Below are 12,265 nucleotides of genomic sequence, written 5' to 3' on the forward strand. Positions count from 1 at the left end.
GTAATCAGATTTGCGGCAATGGACGTCACTCAGAGCACACCGAAATATGCTCTGCCCGAGGATATTCCGGCCTGGAAGTCTGTACTCGCTTCCCGACTGCCGAACCGCCCCGGCGCTCGCGAATTGCTCTGCTATGGAGCCACTTCCGTGGTGCAACTCCGCGGAAGCGGTGGTGGGGTGTACGACCCTTCTCTGGTGTTGGCGCTGGCGCAGTTCGGCCGCGCTTCCTGCGTGGTCTTGGGACAGGACCGCCACACGCAGACCCAGCTGACCCCCGGCGCTCTGCGGCAGGCGCGACGCGGAATGCGGTTGGCTGCCGACCTGCCGTTGCCGTTGGTCACCCTCATCGATACCCCGGGGGCGCACTCTCCCCGCACGCGGAGGAAGCCGGCCTGGCTGGTGAGATCGCCGGCTGCATCGCGGAGATGGTCTCCCTCGAGGTACCCACCGTGTCCTGCATCCTCGGCCAGGGCACCGGAGGTGCCGCCTTGGCGTTGCTACCCGCCGATCGCATCCTCGCTGCGCAGCATGGCTGGTTGGCAACGCTACCGCCGGAGGGATGCTGCCCTTGCTAATCCGACCGACAGATGGGTCTTGCCGACTCCGACCACGCCGAGTAGCAGGTCCCCGTGTGGTCCGTCGAGGAACCACGGGCTTGTCAGGTCGGTCCACAGGGTGTGGTCGTAGCGCACGGCTGCGGAGTCCGCCCAGGTTTCCAGGTGCATGGCGTCTAGGCCGGCGTCGCGGGCGACACCAGATGATCGACGGGGCTACCCGGGGGGATTCGGTTCTAGAGGAACCATCGCCCGATTCGTAGAATTGCACGAAGGAAGGTGGAATTCATGGTGACATAGCACAACATCTCGCCGGATACAGTGCGAACATGAAACTCGATAGCGTGATCGTTGTTGGTGCCGGCATCGTCGGGCTGTCAACGGCGTACTTCCTCCAGGAGCGCGATGTCGACGTGACGGTTGTTGATCGAGTCGGTGTCGGGGCGGGCTCGTCGTGGGGAAATGCCGGACAGCTCGCCCCCGCCCTGACGGTGCCGTTGCCTGCACCCGAGACATTCGCTTACGGGATGGGTGCGTTGTTCAACAGGTCTTCGGCATTCTCTGTCCCGTTGGCCATGAACCTGTCCCTGGTTCGCTTCTTGCTGGGATTCGTCCGGCACTGCACGCCCGAGAAGTGGCGTTCGGCGATGGCCGTGTATACGGAGCTGAATCGAAGCAGCATGGCCGCGTTCGATGAACTCATCGGCGGAGGGGTCGAAGAACCCACGGTGCCGGCCGAGCCCTTTCTCAATGCGTTCAGATCGGTTAAGGACAGGGATGTGCTGGTGAAGAGCCTGGACGCTGTCACCGAGGCAGGCGGGGCCGCAGACTACGATCTCGTGAGCGGAGCGGAGATCCGCTCGCTCGAACCGGTGCTTGGCACGAATGTCGGTGCGGGTCTGCGGCTATACGGGCAGCGGTACCTCAATCCCCCCCGCTTTCTCGACGCGCTCGCCGACGCCGTTCGCGCTCGTGGTGGCCGCATTGTCAGCGGGTTCAGCGTTGACGAGGTGCGAGAGCTCCAGGGCACGAGAGTGCAGGTGATCTCCGACGCGGGCGAGTCTTTGACCGCGGATGCCGTCGTTCTCGCGACGGGTGCATGGTTGGGCGACCTCGCCCGCAATTTTGGTGTGCGTCAGACGGTGCAGGCAGGGCGAGGCTACAGCTTCAGCGTCATCCCAGACGCCATGCCGACGCATCCGATTGATTTCCCGGCCCAGCACGTAGCGTGCACCCCGTTGGGCGACAAGTTCCGGATCAGCGGCATCATGGAGCTTCGTTCGGTAGCGGCAAAGCTGAACCCGCGCCGGATCGCCCATGTGATCGAGGCCGCGCGACCATTACTCGCCGGCATCGATTGGGACAGCCGTACAGATGAGTGGGTCGGTTCACGGCCATGTACGGCCGACGGCCTCCCCCTGATCGGCGCGACGCGGTCACCTCGCGTCTACGTCGGCGGTGGTCATGGCATGTGGGGCGTCACCCTCGGTCCGCTGACCGGAAAATACCTCGCGGCGCTGATGACGCAGGGAAGCGCCCCGGAGCTGGTCCGGAATTTTGACCCGCTGCGGTAGTGCAGTCCGTCAGTCGAACTCCATGACCCGCAGACTGAGCCACAGGGTAAGGGTGTCATCCGGGTTGTCCAGGTCGATCTCGAACAGCTCGCCGACCCGACGGAGCCTGTACCGCAACGTGTTCTGATGCAGCGAAAGTCGGTTAGCGGTCTCGGCCGAGTTCCGTGAGCAATCGAGATAGGTCCGGATCGTGTTCGCATAGCTCGTTCCCGTGCGCGCGTCGAAATTGAGAACGGCCTCCGCTTGTCGCGAAACGAGCTGGGAAGTGTTGCGGAACACTCGTGCGAGTTCGATGAGCGTCAGTTGGCTTTGCACGTCGAGCGCGCTGGCCACGTTCGTCTCCATCTTCCGATTCGCCAGTAGGAGCAGTACCAGGTCCGCGTCGTGTTTGGACCTCGTAATTTGGCTGATCGTGGTGACGATGGTGCCGATGGCCGCCCGAACTGAAATGCGCAGAGCCGAATCCGCCCGGGCGATCGAGCGCCGCGCAAGTCCCTCCAATCCGCGCACCGCCCTCGCCCCCGAAAACAGTACGTAGACCGTATTTCCGATCACGACGCATTCCGAGCCGTGTTCGTGCGCCTCACATTGCACGGCGATGAGGTCGAGCAAGCGCGACATTTGCAGGTCTTCGCCATCGAGTGCGAATTGCGGCTGGAAGGCCACCAGGACGAAGGGGCCGGAGGTGTCCAATTCCAGTTGTTCGGCGAGAAGACCCGCATCCGCTTCGGATTCGAACAGCCCGCGCACCAGCTCGGCCCGCTGTTGGCGTACGAGATCGACTGAACTGCGGGCGCGAAGCAGATGGAGTGCTGCAATATCAGCGGCGTGCTCCAAAGCGCGTTCGGCATCGGAGTCGAGGTCCCCTGCAGCGTCGACGACCCAGATCGAGCCAAGCGCACGAGAGCCGGCCCGGACTGCAATGGCTAGCCGCGGCAGGAGCGGCGGCTTTCCGGCGATCCTGATCGCACCCGAAGCGTTGAAGACAGCCGCATATTGATCGACGTTTGCCGGGAGCTTCGGCACCTGCCTGCCGAGGATCCCGTCCCTGCGCTCGGAATCGATCTTCTGTTCCGACAGCGTCGAGTACGCCAGTACGCGTTCCTTCATATCCTCGATGGCGGTCGCGCCTCCGACCATCGCGCTGATGGCGTTGGCCAGAGCGAACAGGTCTCCGACCACCAGGGCCGAAAGAGAGTCATCCGCATTCATGGCCGCATCGAGCGCGGAGTTGATCAGCGCGTCCAACTGGCGCCATTCGATTTCGTCGTCGGCGATGAGGAGCGCGATGCCCACGGAATCCGCAACCTCAGCGAGCGCTTCGACACCCAGCGAGAACGACTTGATCACCAGTGCCCCGAATCCGCGGCGCGCGGCTTCGCGGATCACCTCCGCGGACGCCGGAGCCTCGGGGTGAAGGCCGATCCCCAGCAGTATCCCGCTCCGCGGCCCACTCAGGGGCATCAACGGGTCGAACAACGTCGGACTCGTTATCGGAAGCCGCAGTTGCGAGTCTCCCGAGGCCAGCCACAGACCAACGCTGTCCAGGACGTGGAGCAAATCGGCCACCGCAATGCTCCGCGGCTTATACCTCGACTGGCTCATGCAGCAACTTTAGCGAGGCGATGAACGCTCGCCCCACCATCTTCAGCCACGGAACCTCGGGAAGCCGTAGTCGTTCACGACAAGACATTGGGTCATCATTGGTTGGCGCGGCTGAAGACCTCGGGGGCCAAGCGTCGCCATACTGGGCAAAAGCGCAGCCCGCTTCAGAGGAGAAACACAAAATACATGAAGAGCAATTCCGTCGGGAAGGCCGCCATCGCGGCCGCTGCAGCAATCATTCTGTTGGCGGGTTGTTCGGGAGGGGGAGGAGGGGCGAGTTCCAGCGGCGATGCGTCGTCGTCTGTCGTAGTCGAGACATCGTTCGACCTCAAGACAATTGACCCTGCGCGTCAGTTCGAGCCGACCGGGTCAATGCTCGACCACGCGCTTTACGAGTCGCTGCTCACCTTCAAGGACGGCGATGTGTCGAAGCCGGCTGACGGCTTGGCCTCGTTCAAACTGTCCGATGGCGACAAGGTCATGACCTTGACCATGAAGGACGGGGCAACCTTCTCCGACGGATCCGCTGTGACAGTGGATGACGCCGTGTTCTCGCTGCAACGGGTTCAGGGCATCGCCGGGAACCCGTCATTCATGCTGAAAGACGTCAAGATCGAGAAGACATCGGATAAGACCCTCACGCTGACATCGCCGCAGTCCAACCCGGCACTGGCCTTCATCCTTCCCAATCCGAGTCTCGGCATTGTGAATTCCAAGGTTGTGAAGGAAAACGGAGGCACCACCGATAAGAACGATAAAGCGGAGGCGTTCCTCAACAAGACCTCCGCGGGATCGGGCGCGTACACGCTGTCGTCCTATGACGCGAACTCACAGGTTGTTCTCGAAGCCAGCCCGAAGTACCACGGCACCGCGCCGGCAAAGAAGCGCGTTGTCGTGCGGAACGTCGCCGGCGAAACTCAGGCGCTGAATATCCAATCTGGTGAATCGCAGGTCGCCCTTGACCTGAACCCGGATCAAGTGAAGCAGCTTGACAAGTCCGCGGTGAATGTCTTGACCGAGCCGTCCACCGACACGGTGTATCTGATGATGAACCAGTCCCCCGCAATCAGCGCGTGGACCTCGAACGCTGACTTCAACACGGCGGTGAAGTTCGGCCTGGATTACGGCAAGATTCTTGCTCTGGCCGGAGACGGTGCCGCGCGACCTGGCGGTGTTGTGCCATCGGAGTTCCTCGGGGCATTGCCGACGGAGAAGGGGCTCCAGTTCGACCTTGACGCGGCGAAGAAGTCTTTGGCCGCTTCCGGGTACAACGGTGAAGAAGTAGTGCTGAGTTACCCGAACGACATCACCCTGGACGGCCTACAGATGCAGCCGTTCGCCGAGACGATTCAGTCCCAGCTCAAGGCAGTGGGGATCAACCTCAAGTTGGCCCCCGGCCCGGAGGCGACCGAGCTCGATAACTACCGCGCTGGCAAAGAGCAAATGGGACTGTGGACCTGGGGAGCCGACTACCCGGACCCTTCGGACTACCTCGTGTACCTTCCCGGACAGAACCTCGGGCTACGTGCCGTGTGGAAAGAGGGCGCAAACGGCGAGATTGACTCGCTCGGTGCCAAGGCGGTGGCTGCATCCGGTGATTCCGAACGATCGACCGCATACCAGGACCTTCAGGTTGCACTCAATGAGAAGGGTCCATTCGTCTCCCTCATCCAGCCCGTCAAGAATCTGGTGACGGTGAAATCGATCGAGTCGGCCGCGGCAAACCCCATCTGGCAAATCGATATCGAGAGCATCAAGTAGTCACGTGGTAGCCGGTGACGGGGTCATGCCCTCCACACTTCCGGGCGCAGACCCTGGCGAGAGTGGTCGGGTCCCCGTCCCGGATGTGCCGCACACGCGGCGCTATCTTCACCCTTTGCTGCGGTACATCCTGATCAGGATCGGGCTCGGAGTCGTCCTGGTTTTCGGTGTCACCGTGGTGACCTTCTCCCTGACAAATCTGGTGCCAGGGGATCCGGTTCAGGCCGTACTGGGCGAGCAGGCCTCCGCGAACCCAGAAATCGTCAAGCAGTTCCGGGCCGACATGGGCTTGGACAAACCGCTTCCCGTTCAGTACGCGATCTACATCGGCAACTTGCTCCAGGGCGATCTCGGGGTTTCGGCACAGACCAAGACTCCTGTCGCGTCGGACCTTGCCGTGGCATTCCCCGCCACGGTCGAGTTAGCGGTTGCCGCGATTGTGGTGTCGGTGTTCATCGGAATCGGCCTTGGCATGTGGGGGGCGCTTCGGCGAGGCCGAATAACCGACCACGTCATCCGCATCGTGAGTCTGATCGGTATTTCAATACCGACGTTTTGGCTGGCACTGGTGGTGTACTACATTTTCTTCTTCAAACTTCATGCTTTGCCGGGGTCGGGCCGGCTGTCACCGATCACCATTCCTCCACCCAACGTGACCGGGTTTTACACGGTCGATTCGCTGATCGCCGGGCAGTGGGAAACCTTTATGGATGCGCTGGAGCATTTGGTCCTGCCTGCATCTGTCTTGGCCCTGTTTACGATCGGGTTGCTGACCCGGTTCGCGCGGTCATCCGTCCTCGAAGTTCTCAACATGGACTATGTGCGCGCAGCGCGGGCGAAGGGCTTGCCGTCCAGGGCTGTAGTGATGCGCTACGTGCTCCGCGGCGCGCTGGTCCCGATCATCACGGTGATCGGTATTTCGTTCGGATCCCTCCTGTCGGGTGCGGTACTGACGGAGGAGGTCTTCTCATGGCATGGGATCGGTCAATACGCCTATAACGGCGCGACACATCTGGATCTGCCGGTGGTCATGGGCGTCGGCTTGATCGTCGGCGTGATCTATATCCTGGTCAACCTCATCGTCGACGTGATCTACGGCTTCATCGATCCGAGGGTGAGGAACCCGTGAGCGACGTTATTGAGGCGGTCCACGCCAGAAAGTGGAAGTTCCGTTTTCCGAAGGCGTTACGTTCTCCGCTCGGAATCATCGGCGTGAGCATCGTTGGACTTTGGATAGTCATCGCGATCTTCGCGCCGCTCATTGCACCCTACGATCCGCTCGTCCAGTCGTTCCCACGGTTGCAAGCACCCGACAGCACGAATCTCCTTGGCACGGATGCCGTTGGGCGTGACGTCTTCTCGCGGGTGCTTTACGGCGCGCGGACGTCCATGGTGCTCGCCTTCCTCGTTGTGGCGTGCTCGATGACCATCGGCACGGTCCTCGGCGCAGTGGCCGGCTACTTCGGCAAGGTCGTGGACGAGGTCATCATGCGAATAGCGGACCTCGTCTTTGCCTTCCCCACGATCATTTTGGCAATGGTGATTGCCGCGGCGCTCGGCCCGAGTCTCACGAATGCGTTCATCGCTCTGCTGTTCGTCTCGTGGCCGAGCTATGCCCGTGTCGCCCGTTCCCTCGTCATCGTCGCGCGGCAGAATGACTATGTCGTGGCCGGTCGCCTCCTTGGGTCCAGCTCACTCACCTCGCTTCGCAGAGACGTGTTGCCCAATGTCATTTCACCGATCTTCGTGCTGGCGACCCTGAATGTCGGAGCCGCGATCTTGGATCTGGCCGGGCTGTCATTCCTCGGCCTTGGCGCCATCCCGCCCACGCCCGACTGGGGTCTGATGATCTCGGAGGGCGTTCGGCAGTTCTCGTCCTGGTGGATCGCGCTGTATCCCGGGCTGGCGATCCTGACGGTCGTCGTGGCATTCAACCTGATGGGGGATTCGCTTCGCGATTCGCTTGACCCGACGACCACCAAAGTGGTCAAGGAGCGCGGAATATGACGCCCGGACTGAGCATCCGGGATCTGAAGCTGACCATCGGCGCGGCGAAGATCCTCGACGGCATCACCTTTGATGTTCCCGCCGGCAGGATAACCGGGTTGGCCGGCGAATCCGGGTCCGGAAAGACGATGACCGGTATGGCGGTGTGCGGCCTGCAGCCGGCGAATGCTCGGGTCAGCGGATCGATCGAATACGACGGAAGGGAACTCGTCGGGATGTCGGCCCGGTCGATGAATGCTCTTCGCGGCCGCGAGATCGCCGCCGTCTTCCAGGACCCGACCGCGTCGCTGCATCCGATGTTGAATATCGGCGTCCAGCTGACGGACCATCTCAGACACCACGAGGGGCTCGGCAAAGCGGCAGCGCGCGAACGCGCGATCAGCGTGCTGGAGAAGTTGCGGGTCCCCGAGCCGGAATCGGCGCTGAAGAAGTATCCGCATCAGTTCTCGGGTGGCCAGCTGCAGCGTATTGCCATTGCCGGTGCGATCATCTGCAACCCCAAAATCCTCATCGCCGACGAACCGACGACCGCCCTCGACGTGATCGTGCAGGCGGGAATTCTGCGATTGCTCAGGGAGCTCTGCGATGAATCGGGCTTGGCCATCCTCCTCGTCAGCCACGACTTGGGCGTGATGTCGGCGCTGGCAGATCGGATTGTCATCATGCGGAGAGGCCGCATTGTCGAGGCGGGTGACCGGTTCGACGTGATCACCGCTCCGCGTGAGGAATACACGCAGCAACTGATTGCCTCCCTTCCGAACGCGATCGGCTACGAGGCCCGAGGCGGCGACCTCAGATGAGCGAACAACTTCTGCGGATCGACGGGGCGACGGTCACCTATCGTCGACCGGGACTGGGCCGCCTCACCGCGCTGGATGACGTCAGTCTCGACCGGGAGAAGGGGCACGTGCTGGGGGTGGTGGGGGAATCCGGCAGCGGCAAGTCGACACTCGCACGGGTCATTTGCGGTCTGGAGTCCCTGGATTCAGGCAGCGTTCTGTTCAACGGGCATCCGGTGGGGAAGCTCGGGCTGCGGCGCCGACCGGCCGAACAGATAGCGATTCAGATGGTCTTCCAGAATCCATATGCGTCGCTGAACCCGAGGCGCACCGTAGCGAGCCAGATCGAAGATGGACTTCGCGCGTGCGCCGGTGACCAACGATGGACCGTCGCGAGCTTGCTCGAGGAGGTCGAGTTGGACAGCGGCGCAGCCCATTTGTATCCCAATGAGTTCTCCGGCGGCCAGCGGCAACGGATCGCCATTGCCAGGGCGATTGCCGCAGGCCCGGATCTGCTGATCGGGGACGAACCGATCGCGTCGCTCGACGCGTCGCTGCAAGCCAAGATCGCCCGCCTCATGCGGAATCTCGCGCTCAGGACGGGTGCGAGTCTGATGTTCATTTCCCATGACCTTGCGGTGGTCCGCGTCATCGCCGACGAGGTCGCCGTGATGAATCACGGGAAGATCGTCGAGCGCGGGCATGTCGAGCAGGTGTGGAACGATCCCCAGGACGACTACACGAGGCGGCTGATCGCTGCCATCCCGCTCGTCGACGGACTGGGGAATCTGGGCGGGATTACCCCCGCTCGCTCCACGGGCGCTGCGGTTGTGTCACGCGCGGATGGATGAGACGACACAGTCAGTGAGGAACGACGTGAATTCATGGTCGGCGACCGAGCTATTTCGGCATACCCCGTTATTTGACGGTCACAATGATCTCGCCGAGGCGTTGCGGGAGAAGTTCGGGTATTCGGTAGACGGCCTGAGCACCGTGCAGGATGCGCTGCACACCGATGTCGAGAAGCTGAGGCGCGGCGGGGTGGGAGCGCAATTCTGGTCGGTATGGGTTCCCTCGCATTTGGCCGAGGAGGCCGCGGTCGTGGCGACCCTGGAGCAGATTGATGCTGTCTACCGTCTCGTCGCACGGTATCCGGATGCCTTCGGGTTTGCCCGGACGGCGGCCGATGTGGAGCGCGTGTTCGCGAGCGGTCGGATCGCGTCGCTGATGGGGGTCGAGGGCGGACATTCGATTGCCGAGTCGCTGGGCGTGCTGCGGATGTTCGCCCGTCTCGGCGTCCGCTATATGACGCTGACCCATAATGACGACACGGCGTGGGCGGCGTCTGCGACCGGGCTGCGACAGACCACCGGACTCAATGAGATGGGGAAGGCGGTCGTCGCGGAGATGAACCGGATCGGCACCCTCGTCGATTTGTCTCATACTTCCGAGTCCACTCAATTGGACGCGCTCGCAGTCACCTCTGCCCCGGTCATCTTCTCGCATTCCTCCGCGCGAGCGGTGACCGATCACCCGCGCAACGTATCCGATCACGTCCTCTCGAAGGTCGCCGCAAACGGTGGCGTGGTGCAGGTCACGTTCGTCCCCGAGTTCGTTTCGCAGCGATGCCTGGATTGGGAGGCCGAGATGATCGCGCAGCGGGTGAGTGTGGGGCTTGAGGAGCTACGTCCACCGCACCGGTCCGTGGTCTCCGCGCAAGAAACTCGATTTCCCGCAGCACCCAAACCCGGTGAGTCTGCGGCATCGACCAAGCTCCGGAATGCCGCGCAACCGGCGAGTGACTCTGATATCCGCGCCAGCGGGACGCGAGCGGCACAGCTCGACCGATGGCTGGAGGCAAACCCCTCGCCGCAATCCACCCTGCGCGACGTGGCGGATCACGTGGATCACGTCCGCGAGGTGGCAGGAATCGCTCACGTCGGAATCGGCGGAGACTTCGACGGCACTCCGACGGTGACAGTCGGGCTCGAAAACGTAAGCATGTATCCCGCCCTGTTCAACGAACTGGCGTCGAGAGGTTGGTCGCGTGCGGATGCGCAGAAGCTCGCGGGCGAGAACGTTCTCAGGGTGTTGCGCGAGGCCGAAGAGGCCGCCAGTGGATTCATCGGGTGATGAGTGTCCTGTGAGAAACCTTGGGTATGTCGGAACGGTTGGCGTGCAAAGCCGTTGGGCTGACGAAGTCGCGTAGCGCGTAGCAGGCTTCGCCGGCCTGGCCAGACGGGCTCGATCGGCTTCTCGCGGCCGCCGCGGATCTGCCGCCAGCCCTCGCCGTCGTGCCAGACCTCGCCACCATTGACCTCGACGCAGACGATGCCAGCGCCCTCGATCGCGACGGCGAAATCGACCTCGTGGTCCTTGAGATGGTCGGTAACGCGTTGGCCTGGGACGACGAGGTCGTTGGGTTCGAGCTGGTCGACGAGCGCCTGCCACGTGCCGCGTCGGAGCTGTTGAGCCGGGGTGTTTCCGTGACGGTGATGGTCATGGGCTTGGCTAGCCCCGGCGTCTCCTCGCATCCCGCAACACTTCTCTCGCCGCGTTGCGTCCGTTCGCACCGGTCACCCCACCACCCGGATGCGTACCGGCGCCACACAGGTAGAGATTCTTCACGGGGGTCCGGTACTTCGCCCACCCCCGCACCGGGCGCATGAACAGCAGCTGGTCGGGCGACATGTCGCCGTGCAGCGCGTGACCACCCGTCAGGCCCATCACCCGCTCCATGTCCAGCGGGCTCAGCACCTGGCGGTGCTCGATCAGACCGCTCAACCCCGGGAAGTGCGCCTCCAGTTGGGTGATCACCTCGTCGGCCCGCTTGTCCTTGATGTCGTCCCAGCTCGTGTCGCGCAGATGGAACGGTTGCGAGTTCACGTCGATCGTGGCGATGTGCTTGCCGTCGGGCGCCAACGACGGGTCGTGCACTGTCGGGAACACGATTTCCACGTGTGAATCCCGCACCGCCAGGCCGTACTGCGCCTGCGCCTGCTGCAGATCCATCTCGGCGGTGAACGGATTCACCTCCATGATGCCCCGGTGATAGGGCTGCACTCCCCCGCTCGGAAGCCCTGTCACATAGGGCAAATCGGACAGCGCCAAGTTGATCTTGATGCTGGTGCCCATGCAGCGGTAGGCCTCCACCTGACGGACGAAGTCATCGGGCAGATCCGCCCGATCGACCAGCGACAGGAACGTGTGCTTCGGGTCGGCGTTCGACAGCACCCGCGTCGCGGTGATCTCCTCACCGGACACCAGCCGCACCCCGGTGGCCTGCCCGCCGCGCGTCGTGATGCACTGTACCGCTGCATCGCAACGGATTTCCGCGCCAGCCTCCCGCGCCGCATCCGCCATCGTCTCCGTCAGCACGCCCATGCCGCCGCGCACGAAGCCCCACTGCCGAACCCCGCCGTCGCTCTCCTCGCTGGCATGGTCGTGCAGCAACACGAACGCCGTCCCCGGGGTCGACGGTCCCGCCACGCTGTCGTTGATCGCATGCCAGCCCAACGCGGCCAGGACGTGCTCACTCTCGAAGCGCTCCGCAAGGATCTGATGCGCGCTCGAGGTGAACAACCGCGCCAACTGGTCCAGGTGCTTGCGGGTGCGCAGACCCACTCCCCCCAAACGAGCCAAGCCACGCAGATCATCGAGACTGCGAACCCTCGGGTCGGGTGCGGTCCAGTCGAACACCGGCAATACCTGCTGGACCATCTCGCTGAGGTCCTCTTCGAACTTTGGCAGTGCCCACGCATCGTGCGCCGAGAACCGCTTCGTGTTCGCGACGTTCTCCGCCATGTCGTCGCCCAGGTAGTACGAGGCCCCGTCGGGGTAGAGATTCAGCGTCGGGCCCGCCGGGTCGACGAAGATCCCGCGGCGCTCCAATTGCATGTCCTGCCAGATGGCTTCGCGCAGCATCGACAGCACGTAAGCCCCGGTCGACGCCCGGTAGCCGGGCGCGAACTCCTCGGTGTTGCAG

At 63.1% G+C, this 12,265-nt stretch carries 10 protein-coding genes and 2 pseudogenes; 8 read left to right on the forward strand and 4 right to left on the reverse strand.

The features are described 5' to 3' along the window. Nucleotides 1-560, forward strand: a pseudogene (locus ACRDUX_RS39925) (carboxyl transferase domain-containing protein); the annotation flags it as partial. On the opposite strand, the gene ACRDUX_RS39930 reads toward ACRDUX_RS39925, so the two are convergent. Further along, on the reverse strand, nt 546-725 hold the full coding sequence (locus ACRDUX_RS39930; protein ID WP_526422928.1) for a hypothetical protein: 180 nt from the start codon (nt 723-725) through the stop codon (nt 546-548). The pseudogene ACRDUX_RS39925 and the gene ACRDUX_RS39930 overlap by 15 nt on opposite strands. Nucleotides 726-883: 158 nt before the next feature. Between ACRDUX_RS39930 and ACRDUX_RS39935 the strand changes: the two genes are divergently transcribed. Continuing rightward, nucleotides 884-2,128: an NAD(P)/FAD-dependent oxidoreductase gene (locus ACRDUX_RS39935; protein ID WP_526422930.1), complete on the forward strand. Its 1,245-nt coding sequence runs from the start codon at nt 884-886 to the stop codon at nt 2,126-2,128. Between the two features lie 9 nt (nt 2,129-2,137). On the opposite strand, the gene ACRDUX_RS39940 is transcribed toward ACRDUX_RS39935, so the two are convergent. Then, nucleotides 2,138-3,376 carry a PucR family transcriptional regulator gene (locus tag ACRDUX_RS39940; protein ID WP_526422932.1) on the reverse strand — a complete coding sequence of 413 codons (1,239 nt, stop codon included), beginning with the start codon at nt 3,374-3,376 and terminating at the stop codon, nt 2,138-2,140. Nucleotides 3,377-3,919: 543 nt separating this feature from the next. Here ACRDUX_RS39940 and ACRDUX_RS39945 point away from each other — a divergent pair. From ACRDUX_RS39945 to ACRDUX_RS39970, 6 genes are all read left to right on the forward strand, one after another. Beyond that, on the forward strand, nt 3,920-5,494 hold the full coding sequence (locus ACRDUX_RS39945) for an ABC transporter substrate-binding protein (protein WP_526422934.1): 1,575 nt from the start codon (nt 3,920-3,922) through the stop codon (nt 5,492-5,494). A gap of 115 nt (nt 5,495-5,609) precedes the next feature. Continuing rightward, nucleotides 5,610-6,623, forward strand: coding sequence for an ABC transporter permease (locus ACRDUX_RS39950; RefSeq protein WP_526422936.1), 1,014 nt, complete (start codon nt 5,610-5,612; stop codon nt 6,621-6,623). Further along, nucleotides 6,620-7,501: an ABC transporter permease gene (locus tag ACRDUX_RS39955; protein ID WP_526422938.1), complete on the forward strand. Its 882-nt coding sequence runs from the start codon at nt 6,620-6,622 to the stop codon at nt 7,499-7,501. Before ACRDUX_RS39950 ends, ACRDUX_RS39955 begins: the two co-directional genes overlap by 4 nt. After that, complete coding sequence (locus ACRDUX_RS39960; RefSeq protein ID WP_526422940.1) at nt 7,498-8,301, forward strand: ABC transporter ATP-binding protein; 804 nt, start codon at nt 7,498-7,500, stop codon at nt 8,299-8,301. Before ACRDUX_RS39955 ends, ACRDUX_RS39960 begins: the two co-directional genes overlap by 4 nt. Beyond that, on the forward strand, nt 8,298-9,131 hold the full coding sequence (locus tag ACRDUX_RS39965; RefSeq protein ID WP_526422942.1) for an ABC transporter ATP-binding protein: 834 nt from the start codon (nt 8,298-8,300) through the stop codon (nt 9,129-9,131). The genes ACRDUX_RS39960 and ACRDUX_RS39965 overlap by 4 nt, the downstream gene beginning before the upstream one ends. 25 nt (nt 9,132-9,156) lie before the next feature. After that, the gene (locus ACRDUX_RS39970) at nt 9,157-10,413 is read left to right on the forward strand and encodes a dipeptidase (RefSeq protein ID WP_526422944.1); all 1,257 of its coding nucleotides are present in this window, start codon (nt 9,157-9,159) and stop codon (nt 10,411-10,413) included. A 61-nt stretch (nt 10,414-10,474) separates the two neighbouring features. Here the strand turns inward: ACRDUX_RS39970 and ACRDUX_RS39975 are convergent. Then, nucleotides 10,475-10,783 (reverse strand): annotated as a pseudogene (locus tag ACRDUX_RS39975) (nuclease); the annotation flags it as partial. Between the two features lie 8 nt (nt 10,784-10,791). Beyond that, nucleotides 10,792-12,265, reverse strand: a 1,474-nt coding sequence (locus tag ACRDUX_RS39980) for a phytoene desaturase family protein (protein WP_526422946.1), incomplete at its 5' end; no start/stop codon positions are given.

Source organism: Mycobacterium sp., from assembly GCF_050701675.1.
Classification (GTDB): Bacteria; Actinomycetota; Actinomycetes; order Mycobacteriales; family Mycobacteriaceae; genus Mycobacterium.

Bases quoted from the DNA above. Each gene is read 5' to 3' on its own strand.
- ACRDUX_RS39960 (WP_526422940.1), top strand. From the start codon at position 7,498: ATGACGCCCGGACTGAGCATCCGGGATCTGAAGCTGACCATCGGCGCG.
- ACRDUX_RS39965 (WP_526422942.1), top strand. From the start codon at position 8,298: ATGAGCGAACAACTTCTGCGGATCGACGGGGCGACGGTCACCTATCGT.
- ACRDUX_RS39930 (WP_526422928.1), bottom strand. From the start codon at position 725: ATGCACCTGGAAACCTGGGCGGACTCCGCAGCCGTGCGCTACGACCAC.
- ACRDUX_RS39935 (WP_526422930.1), top strand. From the start codon at position 884: ATGAAACTCGATAGCGTGATCGTTGTTGGTGCCGGCATCGTCGGGCTG.
- ACRDUX_RS39945 (WP_526422934.1), top strand. From the start codon at position 3,920: ATGAAGAGCAATTCCGTCGGGAAGGCCGCCATCGCGGCCGCTGCAGCA.